The organism is Paenibacillus sp. GCM10027628 (assembly GCF_042676385.1).
Lineage (GTDB): Bacteria > Bacillota > Bacilli > Paenibacillales > NBRC-103111 > Paenibacillus_E.
Genome location: NZ_JBHTHA010000011.1, coordinates 178918 through 204320, shown reverse-complemented (window position 1 = coordinate 204320; position 25403 = coordinate 178918). Strand labels below are relative to the sequence as shown.

At 49.1% G+C, this 25403-nt stretch carries 30 protein-coding genes; 23 read left to right on the top strand and 7 right to left on the bottom strand.

The genetic code is table 11. The features are described 5' to 3' along the window. Position 1 precedes the first annotated feature (1 nt). The 5 genes from cbiE to ACFQZT_RS12585 are packed head-to-tail and all read left to right on the top strand — an operon-like array spanning position 2 to position 5253. The gene (gene cbiE, locus ACFQZT_RS12605; protein WP_379300209.1) at positions 2-1237 is read left to right on the top strand and encodes a precorrin-6y C5,15-methyltransferase (decarboxylating) subunit CbiE; all 1236 of its coding nucleotides are present in this window, start codon (positions 2-4) and stop codon (positions 1235-1237) included. Continuing rightward, positions 1230-1940, top strand: a complete 711-nt coding sequence (gene cobI, locus ACFQZT_RS12600) for a precorrin-2 C(20)-methyltransferase (protein ID WP_379300207.1) — start codon at positions 1230-1232, stop codon at positions 1938-1940. The genes cbiE and cobI overlap by 8 nt, the downstream gene beginning before the upstream one ends. Further along, a complete protein-coding gene (gene cobM / locus ACFQZT_RS12595) occupies positions 1941-2717 on the top strand; it encodes a precorrin-4 C(11)-methyltransferase (RefSeq protein WP_379300205.1) in 777 nt (258 codons plus the stop codon). After that, positions 2714-3868: a cobalt-precorrin 5A hydrolase gene (locus tag ACFQZT_RS12590; protein ID WP_379300203.1), complete on the top strand. Its 1155-nt coding sequence runs from the start codon at positions 2714-2716 to the stop codon at positions 3866-3868. Before cobM ends, ACFQZT_RS12590 begins: the two co-directional genes overlap by 4 nt. Further along, the gene (locus ACFQZT_RS12585) at positions 3868-5253 is read left to right on the top strand and encodes a cobyrinic acid a,c-diamide synthase CobB (RefSeq protein ID WP_379300201.1); all 1386 of its coding nucleotides are present in this window, start codon (positions 3868-3870) and stop codon (positions 5251-5253) included. The genes ACFQZT_RS12590 and ACFQZT_RS12585 overlap by 1 nt, the downstream gene beginning before the upstream one ends. A gap of 54 nt (positions 5254-5307) precedes the next feature. Here the strand turns inward: ACFQZT_RS12585 and ACFQZT_RS12580 are convergent, their stop codons facing one another. Beyond that, positions 5308-5574 carry a hypothetical protein gene (locus ACFQZT_RS12580; RefSeq protein WP_379300199.1) on the bottom strand — a complete coding sequence of 89 codons (267 nt, stop codon included), beginning with the start codon at positions 5572-5574 and terminating at the stop codon, positions 5308-5310. Between the two features lie 147 nt (positions 5575-5721). Between ACFQZT_RS12580 and ACFQZT_RS12575 the strand changes: the two genes are divergently transcribed. Continuing rightward, on the top strand, positions 5722-5970 hold the full coding sequence (locus ACFQZT_RS12575) for a hypothetical protein (RefSeq protein ID WP_379300197.1): 249 nt from the start codon (positions 5722-5724) through the stop codon (positions 5968-5970). A 325-nt stretch (positions 5971-6295) separates the two neighbouring features. On the opposite strand, the gene ACFQZT_RS12570 is transcribed toward ACFQZT_RS12575, so the two are convergent. Then, positions 6296-7000, bottom strand: coding sequence for a DUF3231 family protein (locus ACFQZT_RS12570; RefSeq protein ID WP_379300461.1), 705 nt, complete (start codon positions 6998-7000; stop codon positions 6296-6298). A 77-nt stretch (positions 7001-7077) separates the two neighbouring features. Continuing rightward, positions 7078-7317, bottom strand: coding sequence for a DUF3231 family protein (locus ACFQZT_RS12565; RefSeq protein WP_379300195.1), 240 nt, complete (start codon positions 7315-7317; stop codon positions 7078-7080). A 93-nt stretch (positions 7318-7410) separates the two neighbouring features. Here ACFQZT_RS12565 and ACFQZT_RS12560 point away from each other — a divergent pair, with 93 nt between their 5' ends. Then, positions 7411-7587 carry a hypothetical protein gene (locus ACFQZT_RS12560; protein WP_379300193.1) on the top strand — a complete coding sequence of 59 codons (177 nt, stop codon included), beginning with the start codon at positions 7411-7413 and terminating at the stop codon, positions 7585-7587. A gap of 87 nt (positions 7588-7674) precedes the next feature. Here the strand turns inward: ACFQZT_RS12560 and ACFQZT_RS12555 are convergent, their stop codons facing one another. Beyond that, positions 7675-7860 (bottom strand): hypothetical protein, encoded by a 186-nt coding sequence (locus ACFQZT_RS12555; RefSeq protein WP_379300191.1) that lies wholly within the window; start codon positions 7858-7860, stop codon positions 7675-7677. Positions 7861-7990: 130 nt separating this feature from the next. Between ACFQZT_RS12555 and steA the strand changes: the two genes are divergently transcribed. The 3 genes from steA to ACFQZT_RS12540 are packed head-to-tail and all read left to right on the top strand — an operon-like array spanning position 7991 to position 10766. Next, on the top strand, positions 7991-9145 hold the full coding sequence (gene steA / locus ACFQZT_RS12550) for a putative cytokinetic ring protein SteA (RefSeq protein ID WP_379300189.1): 1155 nt from the start codon (positions 7991-7993) through the stop codon (positions 9143-9145). After that, positions 9142-9846: a glycosyltransferase family 2 protein gene (locus ACFQZT_RS12545; protein WP_379300187.1), complete on the top strand. Its 705-nt coding sequence runs from the start codon at positions 9142-9144 to the stop codon at positions 9844-9846. Before steA ends, ACFQZT_RS12545 begins: the two co-directional genes overlap by 4 nt. Beyond that, positions 9843-10766 (top strand): MraY family glycosyltransferase, encoded by a 924-nt coding sequence (locus ACFQZT_RS12540; protein ID WP_379300185.1) that lies wholly within the window; start codon positions 9843-9845, stop codon positions 10764-10766. The genes ACFQZT_RS12545 and ACFQZT_RS12540 overlap by 4 nt, the downstream gene beginning before the upstream one ends. 533 nt (positions 10767-11299) lie before the next feature. Here the strand turns inward: ACFQZT_RS12540 and ACFQZT_RS12535 are convergent. Further along, positions 11300-11569 carry a DUF2627 domain-containing protein gene (locus ACFQZT_RS12535; RefSeq protein WP_379300183.1) on the bottom strand — a complete coding sequence of 90 codons (270 nt, stop codon included), beginning with the start codon at positions 11567-11569 and terminating at the stop codon, positions 11300-11302. 268 nt (positions 11570-11837) lie between these two features. On the opposite strand from ACFQZT_RS12535, the gene lpdA reads away from it, so the two are divergent. The 4 genes from lpdA (at position 11838) to ACFQZT_RS12515 (ending at position 16924) form a co-directional block, all read left to right on the top strand. Further along, positions 11838-13262 carry a dihydrolipoyl dehydrogenase gene (gene lpdA / locus ACFQZT_RS12530; protein ID WP_379300181.1) on the top strand — a complete coding sequence of 475 codons (1425 nt, stop codon included), beginning with the start codon at positions 11838-11840 and terminating at the stop codon, positions 13260-13262. 107 nt (positions 13263-13369) lie between these two features. Further along, complete coding sequence (locus ACFQZT_RS12525) at positions 13370-14380, top strand: thiamine pyrophosphate-dependent dehydrogenase E1 component subunit alpha (RefSeq protein ID WP_379300179.1); 1011 nt, start codon at positions 13370-13372, stop codon at positions 14378-14380. A 3-nt stretch (positions 14381-14383) separates the two neighbouring features. After that, entirely contained in the window at positions 14384-15364 is a 981-nt protein-coding gene (locus tag ACFQZT_RS12520; RefSeq protein ID WP_379300177.1) for an alpha-ketoacid dehydrogenase subunit beta, read from the top strand. Positions 15365-15541: 177 nt separating this feature from the next. Continuing rightward, positions 15542-16924 carry a dihydrolipoamide acetyltransferase family protein gene (locus ACFQZT_RS12515; protein WP_379300175.1) on the top strand — a complete coding sequence of 461 codons (1383 nt, stop codon included), beginning with the start codon at positions 15542-15544 and terminating at the stop codon, positions 16922-16924. Between the two features lie 2 nt (positions 16925-16926). Here the strand turns inward: ACFQZT_RS12515 and prli42 are convergent, their stop codons facing one another. After that, entirely contained in the window at positions 16927-17031 is a 105-nt protein-coding gene (prli42, locus tag ACFQZT_RS12510) for a stressosome-associated protein Prli42 (RefSeq protein WP_379300173.1), read from the bottom strand. 128 nt (positions 17032-17159) lie between these two features. Between prli42 and ACFQZT_RS12505 the strand changes: the two genes are divergently transcribed. Both ACFQZT_RS12505 and ACFQZT_RS12500 read left to right on the top strand, forming a co-directional pair. Continuing rightward, entirely contained in the window at positions 17160-18290 is a 1131-nt protein-coding gene (locus ACFQZT_RS12505; protein ID WP_379300171.1) for a M20/M25/M40 family metallo-hydrolase, read from the top strand. Positions 18291-18427: 137 nt separating this feature from the next. Then, a complete protein-coding gene (locus tag ACFQZT_RS12500; RefSeq protein WP_379300169.1) occupies positions 18428-19543 on the top strand; it encodes a DUF3866 family protein in 1116 nt (371 codons plus the stop codon). Here ACFQZT_RS12500 and mciZ read toward each other — a convergent pair. Then, a complete protein-coding gene (gene mciZ / locus ACFQZT_RS12495; RefSeq protein WP_379300167.1) occupies positions 19449-19649 on the bottom strand; it encodes a Z-ring formation inhibitor MciZ in 201 nt (66 codons plus the stop codon). The two genes, ACFQZT_RS12500 and mciZ, sit on opposite strands and share 95 nt — an antisense overlap. 142 nt (positions 19650-19791) lie before the next feature. Here mciZ and ACFQZT_RS12490 point away from each other — a divergent pair, with 142 nt between their 5' ends. The 7 genes from ACFQZT_RS12490 (at position 19792) to xerD (ending at position 25394) form a co-directional block, all read left to right on the top strand. Further along, a complete protein-coding gene (locus ACFQZT_RS12490) occupies positions 19792-20346 on the top strand; it encodes an NUDIX domain-containing protein (RefSeq protein WP_379300163.1) in 555 nt (184 codons plus the stop codon). Between the two features lies 1 nt (position 20347). Further along, positions 20348-21526 carry an endonuclease Q family protein gene (locus tag ACFQZT_RS12485; protein WP_379300161.1) on the top strand — a complete coding sequence of 393 codons (1179 nt, stop codon included), beginning with the start codon at positions 20348-20350 and terminating at the stop codon, positions 21524-21526. Positions 21527-21588: 62 nt separating this feature from the next. Next, positions 21589-22230 carry a stage II sporulation protein M gene (gene spoIIM / locus ACFQZT_RS12480; protein WP_379300159.1) on the top strand — a complete coding sequence of 214 codons (642 nt, stop codon included), beginning with the start codon at positions 21589-21591 and terminating at the stop codon, positions 22228-22230. A 103-nt stretch (positions 22231-22333) separates the two neighbouring features. Then, positions 22334-22819 carry a ferric iron uptake transcriptional regulator gene (gene fur / locus ACFQZT_RS12475; protein ID WP_379300157.1) on the top strand — a complete coding sequence of 162 codons (486 nt, stop codon included), beginning with the start codon at positions 22334-22336 and terminating at the stop codon, positions 22817-22819. A gap of 165 nt (positions 22820-22984) precedes the next feature. Continuing rightward, a complete protein-coding gene (ald, locus tag ACFQZT_RS12470) occupies positions 22985-24115 on the top strand; it encodes an alanine dehydrogenase (protein ID WP_379300155.1) in 1131 nt (376 codons plus the stop codon). Between the two features lie 56 nt (positions 24116-24171). Further along, complete coding sequence (locus ACFQZT_RS12465; protein WP_379300153.1) at positions 24172-24414, top strand: DUF4227 family protein; 243 nt, start codon at positions 24172-24174, stop codon at positions 24412-24414. Between the two features lie 83 nt (positions 24415-24497). Continuing rightward, positions 24498-25394, top strand: coding sequence for a site-specific tyrosine recombinase XerD (gene xerD / locus ACFQZT_RS12460; RefSeq protein ID WP_379300459.1), 897 nt, complete (start codon positions 24498-24500; stop codon positions 25392-25394). The last annotated feature ends 9 nt before the right edge of the window (positions 25395-25403 follow it).

Sequence of the window (25403 nt, the reverse complement as noted above, 5' to 3'; positions counted from 1 at the left end):
CATGGGCAGAAATATGAAATTGATTGGCATCGGCGATAATGGCCGGGAGAGTCTGCTGCCGCAATATGTGAAGTGGATCGAAGAGAGCGAAGTGCTCGTCGGCGGTGAGCGAAATTTGGCTTTTTTCCCGAATTATCAGGGGCAAAAGATCGTCATTAAAGGCAGTTTGCCCGGACTGATCGCCGAGCTTCAAAACGAGAGTCGTTCCGTAGTGATTTTGGCATCGGGGGACCCGCTGTTTTACGGAATTGGCGGCTATGTATCGAAGAGGCTGGAGGGCGTGGAGATTTACCCGTATACGAGTTCGATCCAATTGGCGTTTGCCCGGATGGGTGAAAGCTGGCAAAACGCCTATGTGACCAGCGTGCACGGCCGAAGCATGAAAGGACTTGCACAGCGGATTGATGGGAAAGACCTGATCGCTCTTCTGACGGATGAGACGAACACACCGAGTGCAATTGCCGCCTATCTGCTGGCTTTTGGCATGACGGAATATCGTGGGTTTGTTGCTGAGAATCTCGGTGGCGCAGAAGAGCGCTGCGCTTGGTACGATTTGGAGCAGCTGCTGACTTGCACCTTCTCGCCTCTGAATGTTGTTATTTTAAAAAAGCAATCGCCGGGTCCTGTCTGGTCATTAGGGATTGAGGACGAACAATTCGCGCAGCGGAAGCCGGATAAAGGCCTCATCACGAAAAAAGAAGTGAGAGTGCTTAGCCTAAGCCAAATGGCTCTACAGCCGGATAGCATCGTTTGGGACATTGGAACCTGTACGGGTTCAGTAGCCATTGAGGCGGCGCGTATAGCCCGGGATGGTGCGGTTTACGCCATCGAAAAAAATGAAGACGATTTGAAAAACTGTCTGGAGAACAGCATTAAATTTCGAGTGGACATTACGGCTGTTCAGGGCAGAGCGCCTAAAGGTTTGGATGCTTTCCCGGATCCGGATGCGATCTTTATCGGGGGCAGCGGCGGAGAAATGCAGGAATTATTAGAGCTTTGCAGCACGAGGCTTAAACCGGAAGGAACGATCGTGCTGAATGCAGCTACGATTGAGACCTTATATGAGGCCGATCAGACGTTTACTCGTCTCGGCTTTGATGTCAGCATTACCCTTGTGCAGGTGTCCCGCAGCAAGCCGATCCTGCATATGAAGCGGTTTGATGCGCTCAATCCGATTTACATCATCACGGCAAAGCACAAGCAGACAGCCATAGAGGAGGCAACTGGGGATGAGTAAATTAGGAACCTTATACGGCTTGGGTGTTGGCCCTGGCGATCCGGAATTAATAACAGTCAAGGCGTTTCGATTGTTAAAAGAATGCCCTGTGATCGCTTATCCGCGGAAAAAGCGCGGAGCCAAGAGCTATGCGCTTGCCATAACCGAGTTATACGTGAATACGGAGCAAAAAGAGATGATCGGCCTAACGTTTCCGATGACAAAGGATCGTGAAGCGTTGGAATTGCAGTGGACGAAAACCGTGGAAACGGTATACGGCTATTTGGCTGAAGGTAAAGATGTCGCTTTCGTTACAGAGGGCGATCCGATGATCTACAGCACATATATTCATCTCATGCGTTTAATGAATGAAAGGCATCCGGAGGTACGGGCGGTTTCCATTCCGGGTATTTCCTCGGTGAACGCTTCGGCATCCCGCCTAGGTATTCCAATGGCCGACGGTGACGAACAGATCGCGATTGTGCCTGCAGTCGAGGACTATGGCCGGATGCGTAAAGCAATTGAAGAGCACGATTGCATTGTATTTATCAAAGTGGCCAAAGTCATTGATCTGATGCTTGAAGTGCTCCGCGATTTGGGACTCGTCCATAAAGCGTCCGTCCTCACCAAAGTGACCTCTGCCGAAGAAGAAATCTGGCGGAATATCGAAGAGCTTGAGGGACGGGAACTGGAATATTTAACCTTAATGGTGGTGAGAAAATAAATGAAGGTATATATCATTGGAGCAGGTCCCGGCGATCCTGATTTAATAACGGTAAAAGGCTTGAAACTGTTACAACAAGCAGATGTGGTCATGTATACCGACTCGCTCGTCAATGAAGAGTTGATCGCGAAAGCGAAGCCGGAAGCCGAAGTGCTCAAAAGTTCCGGCATGGAGCTTGGCGAGATGGTAGCCCTCATGGTCGATCGGCTCAAACAGGGTAAAATGGTCGTGCGCGTTCATACCGGCGATCCAGCCATGTTCGGTGCGACGATGGAGCAGATTGCACTTCTGCGTAAAGAAGGCATTGGCTACGAAATTGTGCCTGGCGTCAGCTCAGTCTTCGCATCGGCAGCGGCTGTCGGCGCTGAGCTTACGATTCCGGAGCTGACGCAGACGGTCATCCTGACCCGCGCTGAGGGTCGTACGCCCGTTCCGGAGCTGGAGAAGCTGCGAGATCTTGCTGCTCATCATTGCACGATCGCCCTCTTCTTGAGTGCGACGTTAATTAAAAAGGTTGTCAGCGAGCTTGTTGAAGCGGGCTGGAGCGAGGAGACGCCGGTCGCAGTCGTTCAGCGGGCAACATGGCCGGATCAGCTCATTGTAAGAACGACTGTAGGTCAGTTGGAAGCGGATATGCGGGCGAACGGCATTCGCTCCCACGCCATGATATTAGCAGGCTGGGCGCTGGATCCCGAGATTCATGGCAAAGAGGAATATCGCTCCAAGCTGTATGACAAATCATTTACCCATCGCTTCCGCAGAGGAGTAAAGCCATGACGATCACGCTAATGGAAGGAGTCGTTCCATCGGTTCGTCAGCAAGGTGAGTATGCTGTCGTAGCGATAACCAAGCATGGCGTGGACATTGCCCGTAAGTTGAGCGAACGAATGAGCGGTACCGACGTTTATTATATGAGCAAATTCGCTAAAGGCGATGAAGAACAGCGAAATATTCAACTTTTTGATGGAAGCGTACGCTTGTTGTTTCCGGCTTTATTTCCCGCTTATCAAGGTCTCATAATCATCATTTCCCTTGGCGCTGTTGTGCGCATGATCGCTCCATTGCTGCAGGACAAGAAGAAGGATCCCGGCGTTGTCGTCATTGATGATAAAGGGGAGCACGTCATCAGCGTGTTGTCCGGCCATCTGGGAGGCGCCAATGAGCTTACGCTGGAAGTAGCGGCTGCCATTGAAGCTCGGCCCGTTATAACGACAGCTTCCGATGTGCAGAAGACGATTCCTGTAGATCTGTTCGGACGGCGGTTCGGCTGGGTGTGGGAATCGGCCGAGAAACTTACGCCGGTAAGCGCGTCTGTAGTCAATGAAGAGCGGATCGCAGTCATTCAAGAATCCGGCGAACCGAATTGGTGGACGCACGATCGGCCGATGCCGCCGAATATCCAAAGATTTTCCCGGATCGATGAAGCTAGATCCTTTGACCCGCAAGCCGTGCTCTTCGTGACACATCGAAAACTGGCTGCAGACGAGCAATCGATTTTGCAGAATGGGGTGTTGTATCGCCCGAAGGTCATTGTACTAGGCATCGGTTGTAACCGCGGGACTTCGGCTGAGGAGATTGAAGCTGTAATTCGTGAAACGCTAGAGGAGCTTGCGTTCTCTATTAGCAGCGTGAAAGCAATCTGTACCATTGATTTGAAAAAAGACGAGGAAGGTCTGCTTGCCGTTACTCAAAAATACGGCTGGGCATTTATTCATTATCCGGCTGAACAGTTAAACACAGTTCCTATTGAAGCACCTTCAGAAACGGTGCATCGGTTTACAGGCGCTTTTGGCGTTAGCGAACCTGCGGTCAAGCTGTATACGGGCAGCGACCGGCTCGCATTGGTAAAGAAAAAATCAGGCAACGTCACCATATCCGTTGGATTGATGGATTTTGCGGACCTGGAACAACCCTCAGGAGGCCAGTGATGGAAAGGCGAATCGTAATTGCAGGGACGGGGAGCGGCGTTGGCAAGACAACCCTCTCGATTGGTCTGATGGCGGCTTTGCAGCAGAGGGGCAGCGTCGTTCAAGGGTTTAAATGCGGTCCAGATTACATTGATCCCACTTATCATACGGCAGTTACGGGCAGAGCCTCGCGTAATTTGGATGCTTGGATGGTCGGGCGTGATGCGGTGAAGGAAATCTACCGTCGGGGCAGACAAGGCGCGGATATTTCCATTATTGAGGGCGTCATGGGTATGTTCGATGGGAAAAATCCACTGTCCGACGAAGGCAGCACCGCCGATATTGGCCGTATTCTGAACGCTCCAGTGCTGCTTGTCGTAAACATTGCCAGTATGGCACGCAGTGCGGCAGCGATTGTAAAAGGCTTTCAGCAGTTTGGCGCGGGAGATCAAATCGTTGGTGTTATCGCCAATCGTGCAGGCAGCGAAGGTCATTACAAAATGGTCAAGCAAGCCATTGAACAAGAATGCGGCATACCTGTCATCGGTTATTTAACGCGGGACGCAGATATTGAGCTCCCGGAACGTCATTTAGGTCTGGTTCCATCGGTAGAAAGGGGGGAGATGAAACCTTTTTTCGATAAGCTTGCGGAGCGGGTGTCAGCACATATAGATTTGGAAAAGCTATTGGAACTGGCTGTATGCGACAAGTTGCCAAGCTTGCCAACGTTATTCCCTGATAGCGCCCCAGCAGTCTCTCAACGTGTCAAAATCGCGGTAGCGAAAGATGCGGCCTTTCATTTTTACTATCCTGAAAATCTGGAGCTGCTCGAAGCTGGAGGCGCGGAATTGGTCTACTTCTCTCCTTTGGCGGACGAAGAAGTCCCGACAGAGGCGGATGGCCTCTATATCGGCGGCGGCTTTCCCGAGGAATTCGCTGCACAGTTGGCCGTGCATGAAAAGGCTAAGTCGTCGATCCTTAAGCGGATTGCGGAAGGAATCCCAACGCTTGCGGAATGCGGCGGGTTTATGTATCTTACCGAATCTATAGCGGACACCTTAGGGAACGCATACCCTATGGTTGGCGTCATCCCCGGAAAGGTTACGATGCAGCCGAAGCTGGCTGCACTCGGTTACCGGGAAGTTGAAGGTATGGCAGGCAACTTCTTGCTTACGCCGGGCGTGTTGGCCCGGGGACACGAGTTTCATTACTCGACGTTCCAGGCGAATGAAGGCGCTCTTCTGAATCCTGCTTTTCAAACAAAAGGAAGACTGGGGACGAAAGCAGAAGGCTTCACAAATGCCAATGTGGCGGCAGGCTATACGCATCTTCATTTTGCTTCACAGCCCGGCATCGTACCTACATGGATTCATGCTTGCGAACGATACCGAAAGCAGCATTGTTAAACACAAACCCCCTAGCCATTACGCAATGGTTAGGGGGTTATTGTCGCAGCACGATTATTTAATATAGGACATCGCTTGGTCCGCAATCGTTTGTTTATAGCGATCCAGGCAATTGCAAAGATAATCTTTGCGGCAGATCGGGCAAGGCTCTTTCATTAATCTATTCAAATTCGTTACTTTACCGACTCCGGTTTCGGAATCTCTTTCGAAGAAAAGGCGGCATTGATTTCGGTCTTTCAACACGACGACAATTTCGAAGAGTCCGTTCTTTTTGTTATCACTGACGATTTTTGCATCCACAACCTGCGGATCGTAAGCCATATGTAATTCCTCCTAAGAGTTTTGCTCAGCAAAACTTTGTTCGTAAGCATAAGCAGAAAATAGTGCATGGTCCCATCTTTGTTAGCTTGGGTGCATTAGTATATTATATAAATAAAAGCAATTTTATTCAATAGGAGGCGATGCGAAGTGATTTTCGATTATTGTGAGAAGGAAAACACCGAGGGGCTGACGGTACTTCATATCGGCTTACAATTTGAAGATGAACCGGATGCCCTATATGTGGCCGTATTGGAACTGGCTGAAGATGACAGTGTGAATGATTGGAAGCTGTTTTATAACGGCTTTGATTGCGGGTATGCTTTTCGCCCGGAGGAAAAAGCGGCACTGATCCATTATGCGGCAGAGCAAGGAATATCGCTCCGTACAGAGACATGAAAAAAGGAATCATCACCCTGTAAGCGGCTGAGATTCCTCGTTTTGTGCTTTTTCGCTTGTCTCGTAACGGTTTCCTGCAAGCTGGGCGTCATTTTGGAAACGGGATTCGTTCCATTCCAGTGTAGTCGGTTGATGGCAGGGTCGAGCTTGCCTTCACGCAGTTGGCGTTTCCTTCTCTTTTGAGCGGCTGACTGAGACATTGACTTACCTCTTTTCATTATGAATTAAACTTGCAACTTAATTGTAGAATACAAACGGGATTGCTGCAAAGGCAAGTTTTATTTAAATAAAAAAGCAACTTAGGGACAGCTGCTTTTTGTACCTTTTATTTTTGGACTAAGGCATCCCGATCTGCGGCTTGCGGCGGTTGTTCCAGCCATCCATGATCGATTAATAGGTTTGCCCCATCTTCAGCATAATTCCCAACATCCAATAATAATCGTGCATATACGGCCGACAAATCATGCCTTGCTGTGACGGCTAAGGAATTTCCATAGGTTCTTATTCTCATTGAAAACATATCCAATTTATGGGCTAACATCAATTTATCTGAAAATGGAGCAAAAGTAGAATCTGTCACCAAATGATCCATGAGCGGCAGCGCGGGTAAATCCTCATTATGAAGGATCTTGCTGAAAATATCGATATGCTTGGAGGAAATTTCTTTTCCTTTCAAAAAAAATTGTTGAACCTGCTGTAATTTGGCTGTTTGGCTAAAGCCGATTAATATAGCTTTGCTCGTCGCATTATTTTGAATGTTATCGTAAAGATGGGTGATCTCCAAAGCCTGAAGGGGTCTGATATCCCCAAAGAAGCCGCTGAGATAATTTTGTTTTTTCACAAAATCTATTTTCTCCGGTATCGGGATATAAGGAGGCTTAATGATCATGCCCTTAGTAATTAATACATCGTTGTTCTCATTGATCAGTTGAATTGAGGAATTCAGGCAATTTGTGAAAAAGTTCCTAACATCCAATCGTGTCATTAAAGGAATGGCAATTCCATAAATACTAATCGCTACTTTTGCCACATATTTCAAATAATGAAGTTAAAACTCGTCGGCGAAAAGTCTGGGTGCTTCCAAATTGACATCTTCTTGGGTAAATCCTATTGGCACAGGATGATTCTCTTGGGAAATATGTCCTTAATACTTTGCACGAATTGTTCAGATAGTTGGAGTCCTTTTTCTACAACTTTTTTAATTTCTTGATCTTCTATATGTTGGAGAAAATATCTCAGTACGCATACAGCCATGCTATTTCCAGCATAAGTTACCCAAAGTTTCCCTATTTCTGATACGGTCAGTTTGTCTTTAGTTGCCGTCTGGCTGGTTGTCAAGGTATCCATACTTGATTATCATAGCTCCTTAATCATTTTATTTCTTTATTGTCTATATTTAGAAAATATTTATTCAATAACTCTATTGGAAAAGGTGAGAACATGCGAATTCAGATTCAATTATCCGTATCCGGAGACAAAGTCAGAGAGGAAGTCATAGAAATTGCCGAACACAAGCTTGGTGAACTAACGGACGATGAAATTGAGAACGCCATTGAGATCAAGATCCGTACTTGGGTGGATCAAATGGTGCAGGTTGAATGGGAAGTGCTGGAATAACTGAATTGCACAGTTGAAAAATGTAAAAAAACAGCTCCGATGTGGGAGGAATCCCCACGGAGCTGTTTGTATGCCGTCGTTTGTACGTTACTGGACGATGGTGTTTACGCCTGTCTTTTGCAAAGCATGTTCCCAGCTAGGGTAATAATACAAGGCGTTTTTCATTAAATCAGGATGCTGTTTCTTCACATTTTTTTTAGCCAGTGACTCTCCGTTGTTGTGAAGCTGCACAATATGGCCAAGCACTTCGTCTGCACTCATGTTTAGCTCCATGGGTTCGTCTCCTTTTCTAATAAAGTTAATAAAACATTACTTACCATAAGAAAGGTAAAATATACATAAATAAAATGGCAAGGGGCAAAATAAGGCTAACATGAGGCGAAAAGAAAGTCGGTGTCTATTCATGAATTGGCCGTCGTTGTCATTGTTTTCTTCGAAACCGCAACCTCTCTGCAAAGGAAAAGCGAGTATTGGAGCCGTTACGAAGGAATTGCTTCGCGATCTCCCTCCTGGGAGAATCGTTGTGCTGCAGCATCGTGATTTGGATGAGGTCGTTGCTCAGGAACTGATTGATCGTAAGGTGAGAGCGGTCATCAATTGCCAGATGACGATGAGCGGTACTTATCCGACTCAGGGGCCGCTTATGTTGCTTCAAGCGCATATCCCGATTTGGGAAGCGGAGATGGACGCTTTCGGCAGATTTACCCAGCATACGGAGCTTATTGTATACGAAGGTGTCATTCATTGCGACAAGTTTTCCATTCCCTGTAAATCCTTTACAAAAGAAGATTGGCTGAAGCTGCAGCAAATCGCAAATAACAACGTTACAATTCTGCTGGAGAATTTTATCCAAAACACGTTAACTTATGCCATGCAGGAAAGAAGCGCCGTGATGGAACCGCTGCCTCTACTCGCTCTGCGTACGGATCTGGAAGGCAAGCACATTATGATCGTTTCTAGAGGAAAAGGCTACAAGAAATCTTTGCAAGAAGCTAAGTCTTTCATTCGCAATGTTAGGCCCATTCTGATCGGGGTGGATGGGGGCGCCGATGCCTTACTGGAATGCGGATATCGGCCGCACATGATCGTAGGCGATATGGACAGTGTGACGGATGCGGCGTTGGCCTGCGGAGCCGAATTGGTCGTCCATGCTTATCAGGATGGGACTGCGCCGGGCCTGGCAAGGGTTGAAGCGTTAGGTCTGGATGCCCATGTGCTTCCATGCTTTGGGACGAGTGAAGATGCAGCGCTGCTGCTTGCCTACGAAAAACAGGGAGAATGGATTGTAACGGTTGGCGCACATACGCATATGATTGATTTTATGGAAAAAGGCCGTGAAGGAATGGGCAGTACGCTGCTTGTGCGGATGAAGTTAGGAGCGCGACTGGTTGATATCAAAAATTTGGAGATCCAAGGTAGGCAGACGAATTCGGTCACAAGAGAAGCGTGGGGAACGATGGTCATTTCTATTTGCTTCATTGCGCTCGGATTACTCCAAATGCATTGGATTACAAAGCGTATCTCCCACGTAGTATGGAACTGGGGGGGATTCGGTTGAAGCCGTACGTTTCCATCATCATTCCGGCCTGGAATGAAGAGCATACGATTTTTCGCACGCTTCGCTACCTGCAGGAAAGCGCAGAGCTGGCTTGGGAGGATGAGCTCCACTTTGAAATCATCGTCGTCGATGACGGCAGCCGCGATAGAACGTATGAGACCGCATGGCCGTGGGCTGACAAAATGGTGAGGCATCGCCGGCGGCGAGGCAAAGGCGCTGCCCTGCAGTCTGGCATCGAGCATGCCAGAGGCGAAGTGTTGTTGTTCATAGATGCTGACGTTCAAGCCTCGGTGCGGCATGCCTTGGTATTGACGGAGCCGCTGCTTCGCAAAGAAGCGGATATGGTTATTGCGAAGCTGCCGCCATCCGGCGCCAAATCGGGCTTCGGTCTGGTCAAGGGCTTGGCCCGCCGCGGTATTTACCGCCTCAGCGGCTATCGGACCGCAGCTCCCTTATCCGGACAGCGCGCGATGCGCGCTGATCGCCTGCGGGAGCTGGGTTGCTTGGCGCGCGGCTTCGGCGTGGAAGTCGCGCTAACGATCGATGCGGCGCGACGCGGCTTGCGCATCGTGGAGCTGGATGTGCCGATTTCGCACCGGGAAACGGGGCGAGACTGGCACGGTTTCGTCCACCGCGGGAAGCAATTCGTCGCGGTGGGGGCTGCACTGCTGACGCGCTGGAAGGAGAGGAAGCCGGTATGATGCTCATCGGATCGATCCTCGATCTGATCGTGCTTTGGGCATCGGGACGGTGGCTGCTGCCGCATGTCCAGCGGTTTTTGGAGGCGCACGGCCGCACGGAGCCCAACTATCTCGGCATCACGATACCTCGTGGGATGGGGATTCTGATTTGGCTGTTGATTGGTTTGCAGGAAATGCTTCTGCAGTCGTTATTGTTATTTGAGCCGATCTGGCACGACTTCATGCTTTGGAGCGGCTTATATGAGGATCAAATAAATAGGGGAATCGAGCTGCTCGAAATTATCGAAGCCGCGTTTCGCATGTATGCGTTTGCAGTGACGGTTATATTCCTGTTGGGTTGGACGGATGATTTGATCGGCAATAAGTCGGTCAAGGGCTTGCGCGGACATTGGCGATACTGCAGGGACTCGGGCGCGATTTCTATGGGGGCTGTCAAAGCTGTCGGAACATTCACCGTTTCAGTGTGGCTGATTATGACCCAGCAGCATGGCAAAATCCCCATCTGGGAGATGGGGATCGATTTATTGCTATTAACGCTATCGACGAATGCCCTGAATTTGCTGGATGTTCGCCCCGGACGTTCTTTGAAGGTTTTTTTGTTTGCGACCCTCGCGATTGGGCTGGGGTGCAGCGTCTGGGAAGTCACTCAGTTACTCTGTCCGATAGTCCCCGCCATCATAGGAGGGCTTCTCCTATATCGGAATGATGTGAAAGCGCGAGGAATGCTAGGTGATGCGGGCGCGAATTTGCTTGGTTTCACATTAGGTTACGGGATGACGATGGTACTTCCTTTAGAGGTCAAAATATGCTTGATTCTCGTACTAAGTTACTTGCATAAACAAGCAGAGACGAGTTCCCTTACGAAGATTATCGAGCAGAATCGTTTCTTGAATTGGTTGGATCGATTAGGCCGGACATAGTGTTCGGCTTATTTCACCACGTCAGGAAAGCGTAACTTCTTTACGCGCGCGCTGTAGCGCTGCCGATTGGCGGTAGTCAACTCCCAATGCGCTAAAGTGTTTAGCAAACTTTCCTGTTGACGATTAAACTTCCACTAAATGTGTTCGCTAATCTTCGAAAGATCTGTGTAGGCAAGATGCTGATTTGTGTGTGATGAGTTTCTATTTGGAACCTGAATTGGGTGTGTTGGCTGATCCTTGCCCTTGGTAGAACGTCCCCTAGGTCTGACTTTTTCCATCTAAGAACAATTGTTCGCTAATAGAGACCGTCTAGACGCTAAAAGGGGAGGAATCTCCATCTAGGAGTCGATTAAAGAACGTAAGACCATAATTAACGAAGATGGTTCTTTAATTATAGACTTTTGTTCGTTCGAGACCTTTTTGGAGCATGCATCCAAAGAAATTACGTCCAAAAGGTGCGCTAATAGCGACCCATATTCTCTGAATTGCTGAGCATGCATTCTTTCAATCTCCTCATGGTGATCAGCTGAGCATCACGAGCTTTTCTTCGGCCGCTTCGCCTTAAACCTGGGAGCTACATAATTTCTTTTGCGGTCGCGGAAAAATGTCCAGCCCCCGATAAATGCGACTCCAATCAAGAATAATAGGAGACCAAAGGAAAATTTCCCCCAAAGCACATGGCCGTCTTCCCCATTAAATTGAGCAAAAACCGCATCCTTCATCGCAAGAAATCCATAAGTCGCGGCTAGGCCGGGGATGACGAGGAGAAGAATGGCAATAAATCGAAAAAATGGCGCTTTCATAGTTGCTCCTTACTTATCAATCTGATGGTTTTCTATCATCATACTCTGAATCTGTTTTTGTGTCTAATTCACAAATAAGACTATGATTTGGGTGGCAAAAAAGGGTAATATAATAGAGACAAGCGTATACATATGAGGTAAGTCAACGTTGGATGGGCAGCATGATAAGTACATTTTGCCCGGATTAAGATGCTGGGTTTCCTACGGAATGCGCAGCAAATGCTTACGAAAAAAGTTTTGCTCAGCAAAACGCTAAGGAGGAGTCAGAATGAGTGAACATAGATATGACGTGGTGGTGCTTGGCGGAGGGATTGGCGGCTATACGGCTGCCATTAGGGCCGCGCAGTTAGGAAAAACCGTTGCGGTGGTGGAAAGGGACAAGCTGGGTGGCACTTGCCTGCATCAGGGCTGCATACCAAGCAAAGCTTTGCTCCGCAGCGCCGAAGTCTACGCGACGATGAAGAAAAGCGAAGAATACGGCATCTCGGCCGCTTCCGTAGAGTTGCATTTTGAAAACGTATTAGGCCGCAAACAAAGGATCGTTGATCAGCTTCATCAAGGTCTGCAATTTCTCATGAAAAAAAATAAAATTACGGTCCACTACGGCAACGGGCGTGTTATCGGTCCTTCGATTTTCTCTCCTCGAAGCGGAGCGGTTTCCGTAGAGAAGGAAGACGGCGATATCGAGACGCTTCTCAATTCCAATTTGATTATCGCGACCGGCTCGAGACCGCGCAGCCTGCCTGGGTTGGACGTGGACGGCCAGCACATCCTTTCCAGTGAAGATGCTTTGAGGATGGAGGAACTGCCGAAGTCGATTATCATTGTCGGGGGCGGTGTCATTGGCGTAGAGTGGGCTTCCATGCTGAACGATTTTGGCGTTGAGGTGACGATCGTTGAGCTGGACAAGCGTCTGGTCAGTCTTGAGGATGCGGACATCTCCAAAGAATTGGAGCGGTTGTTCAAAAAACGCGGCATTAACCTCGTGACTGGCGCCAAAGTATTGCCTGAATCGGTGAACGTTGCGAATGGAGGGGTAACGCTGAAAGCGGACAAGCAGGGGGAAATCGTTGAACTGGCTGCCGATAAGGTGCTGGTGTCCGTCGGACGCGTTGCGAATACGGAAGGAATCGGTCTGGAAAATACAGATATTAAAGTTGACAAAGGCTTTATTAGCGTAAACCGTTTCAATCAAACGACGGAGTCGCATATTTATGCGGTCGGCGATGTGATCGGCGGTCTCATGCTGGCGCATGTTGCCGGTCATGAAGGGATTTTGGCGGCAGAGCATCTGGCGGGTCAGACACCTCATGAATTGCAAGCCCACCTTGTACCGCGTTGCACGTATACAAGACCGGAGATCGCCAGCGTCGGCTGGACGGAACAGCAAGCTGTCGAGCGAGGTCACAAGGTAAAATCAGGAAAATTCAGCTTTAAAGGTATCGGTAAAGCGCTCGTATATGGCGAAGCGGATGGTTTCGTTAAGGTCATTGCAGATGCCGAAACTGACGATATTCTTGGCGTACATATGATTGGACCCCATGTGACGAACAGCATTACGGAAGCTGCCCTCGCGCAGGTACTAAATGCGACGCCTTGGGAGGTCGGGCAGACCATCCATCCCCATCCGACCTTATCGGAAGCGCTGGGCGAAGCGATGCTCGCAGTGGACGGGATTGCGATAAGCGGATAATTTGCGGATAAAAATTGTATTCGTAGCCGATTGCGTTTATAATAAGCTTATAGTGTCAAGTCTTAGGACCAGGTAATAAATTATTAGAATCTAAGGAGGCAAACTCCATGTCAATCGGCCAGCTTTATAAGCACAGAAGCTTAGGTCTTTCCGACGACGAAGCTATTCGCATGTACACAATCATGAGCCTTACTGCTAAATACGACGAGCGCGGTCTTATGCTGCAGCGCGCGGGCAAGGTGCCTTTTCATATTTCCGGCATGGGTCAATATGCGGGTCAAGTTGGAATGGCTTTTGCCATGCAGCCGCAAAAAGATTATTTCCTGCCTTATTATCGCGATTTTGCTTTCGTTCTTTCCATAGGCATGACGGCGAAGGACTTAATGCTTTCGCTCTTTTGCAAAGCGGAAGATGTAAGCAGCGGCGGCAGACAAATGCCGGGTCATTTCGGCGACAAGAAAAACAATGTGGTCACAGGCTCTTCCCCGGTTACGACACAAGTGCCGCACGCCGTGGGTATTGCGCTTGCCGCGAAAATGAAAAAACAAGATTTTGTTACATTCGTTTCCTTCGGAGAAGGCTCCAGTAACCAGGGGGATTTCCATGAGGGCTGCAACTTTGCGGGTGTTCACAAGCTTCCTGTCATTTTTGTGTGCGAAAACAATCAATATGCAATTTCGGTTCCGCTACATAAGCAAGTTTCTGGTAGAATCGCGGATCGTGCGCTTGGTTACGGATTCCCGGGAATTCAAGTGGACGGCAGCGACGCGCTGGAAATGTACCGTGTGATGAAAGAAGCGAGAGAAAGAGCGGTTCGCGGAGAAGGCCCGACTTTAATCGAGATGGTTTCTTACCGTCTGATGCCGCACTCGACTTCGGATGATGACATGCTTTATCGGACCAAAGAGGAAGTTGAACAAAACCGTCAGAAGGACGGCATTGTCAAGTTCAAAGAGTATTTGATGGAATGTGGGCTTTGGAGCGAAGAGCAAGATCGCGAACTTCAGGATCGGCAAAAGCAGGAAATCAATGAAGCGACGAAATACGCGGATCTTGCGCCTTATCCGAAACCGGAAGATACGCTCCTCCACGTTTATGCGGAAGGAGATGGCGTATAACAGATGGCGGTCATTACTTATTTGGAAGCAATTCGTTCTGCGATGCAGGAGGAAATGCATCAAGACGATAACGTCTTCGTACTTGGCGAAGACGTGGGCAAGGGTGGTGTCTTAAACACCACCAAAGGTTTGCGCGATCTGTTCGGCGAAGATCGCGTGCTCGACACCCCGCTGGCGGAGTCCGCCATCGTCGGTGTAGCGATCGGTGCGGCGATGTACGGCATGAAGCCGATCGCCGAGATCCAGTTTGCCGATTTCATCTTCCCGGCAACGAACCAAATCATCAGCGAAGCGGCGAAGATCCGCTATCGCTCCAACAACGACTGGACGTGCCCGGTCGTCATCCGGGCACCTTACGGAGCGACCGGCGCCAGCGCCCTGTACCATTCCCAGTGTCCGGAATCGGTGTTTTTCGGCACGCCGGGCATCAAGATCGTAGCGCCTTCTAATCCTTACGATGCTAAGGGGCTGCTGAAGGCGGCCATTCGCGACCCTGATCCTGTGCTGTACTTCGAGCACAAGAAATGCTATTTGGCGCTTTCCGCAGACGTGCCGGAGCACGATTACATCGTGCCGATCGGCAAGGCCGACGTCAAGCGCCAGGGCACGGACATTACGGTAATCGCCTACGGGATCGCCGTTCATTACGCCCTGCTCGCGGCAGAGGAGCTCGCCAAGGAAGGCATCTCCGCGCATGTTCTCGACCTGCGCTCCTTGCAGCCGCTCGATAAGGAAGCGATCTTGGAGGCCGCCTCCAAGACGGGCAAGGTGCTCATCGCGCATGAGGACAACAAAACCGGCGGCGTTGGCGCGGAAGTAGCCGCGATCATCGCCGAAGAGCTGCTCTTCGAGCTGGATGCTCCTATCGCGAGGCTCTGCGGTCCGGATGTACCGGCAGTCGGCAACAATCCGCCGATGGAGAAGTTCTTCCTGCTTAGCACGGATAAGCTGAAGGAAGCGATGCGCCAGCTTGCGATGTTCTAATCATTTTATATCGTGAAACCACAATAAGCCTCTAAACGCGATTCCTCCTTCGGGAGGGATCTCGGTAGAGGTTTAAGTTACGAAGAACTTCAGTTATCAATGGGGTTGGGCATACTACTGCCTTTTGGATATAACGAAGAAAGTTTTGCTGCCGCAAAACGCTTAGGAGGTACACATATGAACGAAAACAACAGCCGGATCACCGAGGTAACGGTTCCTCATCTGGCGGAAAGCCTTGTCTCGGCTACGATCGGCAAGTGGCTCAAGCAGCCCGGCGATTATATCGAGCAGTACGATGTGCTTTGTGAGCTGTTCACAGAAAAAGTAAATACGGAAATGCCTTCACCGATCGAAGGCAAACTCGTCAAAATTTTAGTAGGCGACGGAGAGACGGCTGCTGTCGGCGAAGCGATCTGCTTGATCGAAGTGCCTGGCGAATCATCGGAAGGTGTCGTAACTTCCGGCCTTTCCGCTCAAGGCGTTGGCACACACCAAGGAGCGGCTCTTGCAGAAGACGCCGACCAAACGATGAGAGGCCGTTATTCACCTGCGGTTCATCGTTTAGCTATGGATCATCAAGTTGATTTATCAAGGGTTGCAGGAACAGGTCTGGGAGGACGCATCACACGTAAAGATGTCGAGCAGTTTATCGCATCCGGCGGTGCTAACGCCGTGAAAGCTGCTGCGCCTACGCAATCGCAACAGCCGGCCGCAGCTCAACCGGCGCCACGTGCAGCTGTTCAACCTGAAGCGGAAGATACCGTTCAACCGTCGAAGCTGCCGGTACGAAGCTCAGGCATTCACTTGTCGGCCAACCCGCCGACCCCGCTCATTGAAGCAGAGGGGCATTCCTTGGATACCCGCAATGAGCACTTCATTGACGTGACGCCGATCCGTAACGCCATCGCGACCCGTATGCGCCAAAGTGTGACGGAAATCCCGCACGCATGGACGATGATTGAAGTGGATGTAACGAACCTCGTGGTGCTTCGAAACAAGGTGAAAGACGAATTTATGCGCCGTGAGGGCATCAATTTAACGTACTTGGCTTTCATGCTGAAAGCTGTCGTCAATGCGATTAAAGATTATCCGATCATTAACTCCGTGTGGGCTGTAGATAAAATTATCGTGAAACGCGATATTAATATCTCCTTGTCGGTGGGAACGGAAGATTCGGTAATGACACCGGTTATCAAAAAAGCGGATCAAAAAAATATCGCCGGTCTCGCAAGAGAAATCGATGAACTAACGAAGAAAACGCGGGCGGGGAAACTATCGTTGAATGACATGGTTGGAGGCACTTTTACGGTTAATAATACAGGCTCCTTCGGTTCGATTCTTTCGTACCCGATCATTAACTACCCGCAAGCAGCTATTGTGACCTTCGAATCGATTGTGAAGAAGCCTGTCGTTATTCAAGATATGATCGCGGTGCGTTCCATGGTTAACCTGTGTTTGTCGCTGGATCACCGGATTTTGGACGGTGTCATTTGCGGAAGGTTCCTCCAACGGGTCAAAGAGAACCTGGAAAGCTATAACTCGGATACGAAAATATACTAACCTTATGAATTGAAAAATAAGCCTGCTGTAAACAATAGGCTAGACAGTACCATAGTAATGAGCATGATGTATATGACGACTTTAAACCAGCGCTTATTTTGTAACACGGGGATTCACTCCTTTTTAAGATGATACGGGGGCACCCTCCAAGATTCGATGGATTTCATCGCATTTGGGGGATAAGCAGCTTGTCTCATCTATATTGTAACTCATTGTGTGTATCGGAGGAAAGTAAATGATCCAGCAAAACCGTTTGGTCCAAGAATTTATCTCCCTCGTTCAAGTGGATAGCGAGACGAAATTCGAACAACAAATTAGCATTGTATTAAAAGAAAAATTCAGTAAACTCGGTTTGCACGTTGTTGAGGATGATTCTATGGCGAAAAGCGGGCACGGAGCAGGTAACCTGATCTGTACGCTTGAAGCAACGGATACGAATCCGGCGATTCCGACGATTTTCTTCACTTCCCACATGGACACGGTTGCGCCCGGGAAAGGCATCAAGCCGCAAATCGGCGAAGACGGCTACATCCGCAGTGACGGAACAACAATTCTGGGAAGCGATGACAAAGCCGGTATTGCGGCCATGATCGAAGGGATCCAGGTGTTAAAAGAGCAAAACATCCCGCACGGACGCATTCAATTCGTCATCACGGCCGGCGAAGAAAGCGGTCTGAAAGGCGCTCGCGCTATGGATCGCAAATGGATGGAAGCCAGTTATGGCTTCGCGCTCGATTCCAACGGCCCTATCGGTGATATCGCGACAGCAGCGCCCGGCCGTGCGGAAATCGAAATCATTTTCCATGGCAAATCCGCGCATGCGGGTGTTAACCCGGAAGACGGTATCAGCGCCATCCAAGTGGCTAGCAAAGCCGTAGCCCGTATGTCGCTTGGCCGTATTGATAGCGAAACAACGGCAAATATCGGCAGTTTTTCCGGCGTAGGTCCGCTGAACGTTGTCTGTGATAAAGTGAAGATGGAAGCGGAAGCTCGCAGTATTGTGCAGCACAAGCTGGAAGCGCAGATTGCTTCAATGAAAGAAGCGTGTGAATCAGCAGCAGCTGATGCTGGGACGACATGCGAATTTAATGCGGATATCGTCTACCAATCATTTATGCACGATGACTCTGCACCGGTTGTGCAGCTTGCTTCCCGAGCTCTCGCGACGCTTGGCTTGAATGCCCGTACGTTCCATTCCGGCGGCGGCAGCGATGCGAACATCTTTAACGGCATGGGGATTCCTACTATAAATATGGCTGTTGGTTACCATGAAATTCACACAACGAACGAGCATATTGCAATCAGTGATTTGGTCAAAACCGCTGAAGTGCTCGTAGCCATTATCAAAGAAACCGCAAAAGGCTAATTCTCACGCATTAGCGAATATAAACCGATCAGAGCCGCTTTTTAAGGTGGCATCTGATCGGTTTTCTCATTTGTTTGCATGAAAACGGCCAGCCCTTCATAGAATTCCATTAATTTCTGAAGGCGGGAGTCGTGCACATGATCAGTTGGGATCGTGGAACGGTAAACGAAAGTATTTCAATTCGAGATGGGATTCAGATCGTAAGCGTTAAGGTACGTACGGGTGATATGCATCAAGCGGTTCATTATACGGATACGATGCGGGTGTTAGTGCCCGGCGACGAGGTGCTCTTGAACGTTACGGCCATCCAACTGGAATTGGGCTCGGGAGGCTACCATTTCATTGCTGCACTAATTGACCCAAAAGAACCGTACTATGCAAGGCCTCAGCCACATGCATCAGGGCATATCATGAAACTAAAATATACGCCTTTTCAACAGAGAGTGCTTGCTGTTGAAGAGCCGGATAGTCCGTTTCATGCTATTTTTCGAGGGGATCATCAACTAGAAGAAATGCCGGTTTTGCTTGGGGAATTGCATAGTATGCTGCCAATTGTTATGTGCTGGCTGCATGAAAAAAGCAGGTTCTTGGAAAGGACTCCGCGTGTAGCTTACATTATGACCGACGGAGGCGCGCTACCCATGGCGTGGAGTGAGCATGTAGCTATATTGAAGCAGCTTGGGTGGCTCCAAACAACGATTACCTATGGGCAAGCATTCGGAGGTGAACTTGAGGCGGTAAACAAGTTTAGCGCGCTGCTGGCGGCTAAACATGCGGCTAAAGCGGATGTTGTCATCGTCACGATGGGACCAGGTATAGTGGGTACTGGGACCCAATACGGCCATTCCGGACTTGAGATTGGGGAACTTGTAAATGCAGTTCATGCTCTTGGCGGCAAACCGATTGTCATTCCGCGCATGAGCTTCAAGGATCCGCGCGAACGTCATCGGGGCATAAGTCATCATACGTGGACGGCTCTGCAGCTCGCATCAAGGGTTCCAGCGTCCATACCGATTCCCATTCTGGAAGATTCGGAATATACTTTCATTCAGAAGCAGTGGGACACAGTTTCACTAAGTCCGTTACACCAATTCATTCCCATTGCAGGGATTACGATGCTAGAAGTAGAATCAGCGCTGCGGTCCTATCCGAGACCGATTACCTCGATGGGAAGGGGATTATTTGAGGACCCAGCTTTTTTTCAAGCGGTTTGTGCAGCAGCGGAGTGGGCATGGCGCGAACATAATCGATGAGTCTAACATCTTTACCCGCTTGCTGTAATAAAACCTGCAAATGACGCTTGATTTCCCACGCTTTTCCTACCAGTCTGAATTGATGATCGGTTACATAGCTTTTCATATCGAACACCTCATTATTATTAAATTTTTGATATAATGATCGATATGCAACGGTTGGACAAGTTATGCCAAATCCAACCCAACATCATATTCCTGTTACTTTGCGGGACCCCACATGAATTTGAGGAGGATGACGAATTATCATGACGACACATAAAAAATTTGAGGAAATTACGCTGCGTACAGAACCTATTTTCAAAGGAAAAATCATATCCCTGCAGGTGGATCATGTGCAGCTTCCTAATGGGGAGACCGCGACGCGAGAAATCGTAAAGCATCCCGGAGCCGTGGCCGTGATTCCGCTTCTGGGTGATAAATTAATCGTCGTAGAACAGTATCGGAAACCACTTGAGAAAAGTCAGGTGGAAATTCCTGCGGGTAAGCTGGATGCCGGCGAGGATCCGCTTCATGCGGCGTTGCGCGAATTGGAAGAAGAAACGGGTTATCGTTCCGAACATGTAAAGCATGTGAGTTCTTTCTATACTTCACCTGGATTTGCAGATGAAATCATTCATTTATATATGGCTGAGCAGTTGATTAAGGGGGAAGCACGTCCTGACGAGGATGAGTTTCTGGAATGCGAAGCGATCACGCTGGAGGAAGCGCAGCAGTATATCCGTGATGGTCGAATCAGCGACGCCAAGACGATCATGGCTGTCTATGCTTGGCAGTTGTACCGATTAACCGGACAAATTTAAGATGGATGCATATTACGTAGACCTGCATATCCATATTGGTCGAACGGAAAAAGGCAATGCGGTCAAGATCAGCGCGGCGAATGACCTCACCTTTTATAACATTGCGCGCGAAGCATCGGAACGAAAGGGCATGGAGGTTATTGGGATTATTGATTGCCATTCGCCGACCGTTCAGGAAGAGATCATGATGTATCTGGATCAAGGCGAAATGGTGGAGCAAGAAGGCGGGGGGATCCGTTACCGGGAGACCACGATCATGCTGGGCAGCGAAATTGAGGTGCGGGACCCGGGTATGGGAGCCGCTCATTTGCTGGCTTATATGCCTGATCTCCCGACGATGCAAGACTTCACGCGCTGGATGAAGCATCACATGAAAAATGTAGAGCTTAGTTCGCAGCGCATCTATGTGCCGGCTCGTGTGCTTCAAGAAGAAGTGATCGGCAGGGGCGGCATTCTCCTCCCTGCGCATATTTTCACTCCTCACAAAAGCGTGTATGGCAGCTCGTCTACGAGGATGGAGCACTTGCTTGATCTGGATGGGATAGCAGCGGTTGAATTAGGGTTGAGTGCCGATTCCGACATGGCCGGCTTAATTTCGGAACTTGACCGATATACGTTTGTGACGAACTCTGACGCGCATTCGCTTGGCAAGATCGGACGGGAATACAATCTGATGCAGCTAGCTGCTCCTACTTTTGAGGAGCTTGTGAAAGCTCTTCGCCGTCAAGATGACCGGGCTGTCCTGGCCAACTATGGGCTGAATCCGCGGCTTGGCAAATATCACCGGACTTACTGCGGCGACTGCGAATCTATATTGGATGAAAGCGCCACGACGGTGGAGCGCTGTTTGTATTGCGGCAGCAAGAAAATTGTTCGCGGTGTCATGGATCGAATTTTGGTTTTAGCGGATCGGGATGAACCATTATTGCCGTCTTATCGACCACCCTATCACTTTCAAGTGCCTCTGGAATTCATTCCCGGCTTGGGGCCGAAGAAGCTCGATCAACTTTTGCTTCGGTTTGGGACGGAGATGAATGTGCTTCACCGTGCATCGCGAGAAGAACTTAGGGCTGAAATTGGCGAAGAAATTGCAGCTTATATCGTACAAGCCCGTGAAGGGCGGTTAGAGCTGGAGGTTGGAGGAGGCGGAAAGTACGGCAAAGTGAAAAATCATTCATAGTTTCCGGGTGCTGCTCATAAGCTTGTCTTTGTAAGAGTTGTACAAAGGGAAGGAGCAGCGGGATGAACAGAAACTTATCGATGAAGCAATATATGAAGGATAATTTGCCGCTCTTTATATTCGTCTCTGTGCTTTTTGTCATTGGCGTCGTATTTGGCGCCGTGATGGTCAATGCACTCTCACTGGAGCAGAAACAGGAGATGTCCCGCCATCTGGGCAGTTTTTTTCATGAGCTTAACGATGGGGCGGAGTTCGATAGCCAGCAATCCTTCGTACAATCTTTTGGCATGCATATGAAGTGGATTTTGCTCATTTGGTTGTTCGGGCTTTCGATTATCGGTTTGCCGCTCATTCTTGTATTGGATTTCCTGAAGGGTGTGCTGATCGGTTTTACGGTAGGTTACCTGGTTGGACAAATGTCATGGAAAGGCATGCTGTTTGCCCTTGTTTCCGTCGCTCCGCAGAACCTGATTGTCATTCCCGCCATCCTTTTTTGCAGTGTGGCAGCCATGGCTTTCTCCATATATATGATCAAAAATCGATTCATCAGCCGCAAGGGGACGATCTACCAACCATTTATGCGATATACTTCGATCACGCTGCTGATGGGCGTCTTTTTATTAGGAGCTGCCTTGTGGGAGGGCTACATTTCGCAGTTGATGATGAAGTGGGTCACGCCTATGCTAGCAGGACTTTACAGTTGATCCGTCACGCAGGTTATGTTTGACTTTGTCAGCATCCTCCCCCTATAATGAAGAAAGTGGCTACATTTGGGCTTTGCTGCCCGCCGGTTTGAGGGGGAGGAGTATGGAAGCAAGGATCGAGAAGATTAAGCAGCAGCTGCAATCCCAAGGGTACAAGCTAACCCCTCAACGGGAAGCGACGGTACGAGTATTGCTGGAGAATGAAGAAGATCATTTAAGCGCCGAAGATGTGTTTATGCTCGTGAAAGATAAGGCTCCTGAGATCGGACTGGCAACGGTATACCGAACTTTAGAGCTGCTTAGCGAACTGCATGTTTTGGAGAAAATGAATTTTGGAGACGGTGTGGCCCGTTATGATCTGCGTGACGATAGCACGCGCCATCACCACCATCACTTAATCTGCGTGCAATGCGGTGCCGTAGATGAAATTATGGAAGATTGGCTAGGACCGCTCGAAGAACGGTTAGATCAAGATTTTCATTTTCAAGTGCTGGATCATCGGCTTGATTTTCAAGGCATTTGCCATCGCTGTAACGATCGAGGGAAGCCGGACTCATTGGACAAATCAAAAACAACAGCTTCTCAGTAGAAGCTGTTTTTATTATTATGAAGATGCCTGTATTCGCGGACTGCGAGTATAGGCATTTTTGTTTGACATCTCTATGATGTAACCACGAACGCTCCTTGCCGAACACATAATCTGATTTGAAGCATGGAATATTAGGCTTATAAAGGAAAGCAGGAGGTTGTGATAATGCCCCTTAACCCATATGTAGTTGGCGTACCGAAAGAAATCAAAAACAACGAGAACCGCGTAGCTCTCACGCCCGGCGGTGCAGGAATGCTGCGGATGGCAGGGCATCAAGTGCTTGTAGAAGCCGGAGCGGGTGTCGGCAGCGGCTTCGCGGATGATGATTATGCCAAAGAAGGGGCCACTTTGATTGCAAATGCCGCAGAGGTATGGGCAAGCAGCGAAATGATCATGAAAGTCAAGGAACCGTTGCCCTCCGAATATGGCTACTTCCGCGAAGGGTTAATGCTGTTTACTTATTTGCACTTGGCAGCGGCCAAAGATTTAGCCGAACATTTGGTAAATAAAGGTGTAACCGGCATCGCCTATGAAACCATTCAACTGGCAAATGGCAGTCTGCCTCTCTTAACCCCCATGAGTGAAGTAGCGGGGCGGATGTCCGTTCAAATCGGCGCTCACTTTTTGGAAAAGTTCTACGGGGGGCGGGGGATTCTACTTGGTGGCGTGCCAGGGGTACCGCCGGCCGATGTTATCATTCTTGGGGGCGGCATCGTGGGTACGAACGCAGCCAAAATGGCGTTGGGTCTTGGCGCTAACGTCGTTATCATCGAGCGCAGCGCGGATAGGATGAGAGCGCTGGACGATATTTTCGGCGGTCGGCTGCGGACGTTAATGTCCAATCCTCATAATATCGCCAATGCCGTACAGAAGGCGGATTTACTGATAGGAGCCGTGCTCATACCGGGTGCGAGAGCCCCACGGTTAGTCACGGAGACGATGGTACAGGGCATGAAGCCGGGTGCAGTCATTGTTGATGTGGCAGTCGATCAGGGAGGATCAATCGAAACGATAGATCGTGTGACGACGCACAGCGATCCAACCTATGAGAAGTATGGCGTTCTCCACTATGCGGTCGCTAATATGCCAGGAGCGGTGCCTCGGACATCTACGTTAGCACTTACCAATGTAACAATGCCGTATGCTCTTGAGCTGGCAGGTAAAGGGTTTGCGCGAGCGATTGCAGAGAACATACCTCTTCAGCTTGGCGTCAATACATATAAAGGACAGATCACACACCCTGCAGTTGCTGAGGCTCTTAGCCTGCCGTATGTGGCGTTGTCTTCACTGACATAAATGCTTGTAACCAATCATATCCTGTCCGTAATGATACCTTGAAAAGGGGACTGGCTATGATTATTTCTTATCGAAAATGGTTGACACGGTTGCGTTTTATCATGCTCTTTATGGCGCTTACGGTCATTCTGTATCAAGTTATGGTTGTGCTTACAGGTTGGATCCAGCCAATGAATAAATATAAAACACCTTCAGGCAAGTCAGTTAAAGTGTTTCAGCAGCATCAGCATACACCGTTCAAGGAATCGGGTTCTTCGATGAGCGATCGCTTGCGCTTATTTTATTGGTACGGCGAATAACCGAAAAAAGAGGAGTTCTCTACGGAATCGTTGAATGCTTAGTTATGAATACAAGGCATTTAGTGAAGGAGCATATCGGCATGATGAAAAAGGACCTGCAATCCTTCATCCGATTTTTGTCCGTGGAACGTGGACTTTCGAAAAATACGCTTGAGTCCTACGAGAGGGACTTACAGCAATTTGTCACATATTTGGAAGGACAAGGTGTAGCCGCCTGGAGAGATTCCGGAAGAACGCATATCGCCGGCTATTTGTCCAGGTTGAAACAGCTCGGACGAGCCACCGCTACATTATCCCGCACGATGGTATCCATCCGTACACTCTATCAATATTTGATTCGTGAACGTATGCTTGAATCGGATCCTTCGGTTATGGTAGAGACGCCTAAACTGGAGAAAAAGCCTCCCACGGTGCTGTCAATCTCAGAAGTGGGAACTCTGCTGGAAGCACCTAAGCTGGAATCGGCAGGCGGTGCAAGAGATAAAGCAATGCTGGAGCTGCTATACGCTACAGGAATTCGAGTATCGGAACTGACTTCATTAAATATTACAGATGTCAATCTGGATATGGGCTTCATTCGTTGTATTGGCAAAGCGGATAAAGAGCGTATCATTCCGATAGGCTCCATATCGGTCCGCTGTCTGGAGTCTTATTTATCTAAGCACCGACCTAAATTGCTGAAAAAGGTTGCTGACGAAGAGGCACTATTCATAGGCCATCTAGGCACACGCATGACAAGGCAGGGGTTTTGGAAAATTTTGAAACGTTATGCGCTGGATGTGAACATCCAAAAAGATATTACTCCGCACACGCTTCGACATTCTTTTGCCGCACATTTGATTGAAAATGGGGCTGACCTCAGATCGGTTCAAGAGATGCTTGGACATGCTGACATTTCCACCACGCAAATGTATGTGCAGGTGACAAAGCTCAAAATGAAGGAAGTATACAATAGAGCGCATCCTCGCGCCAATATGTAACATATTACA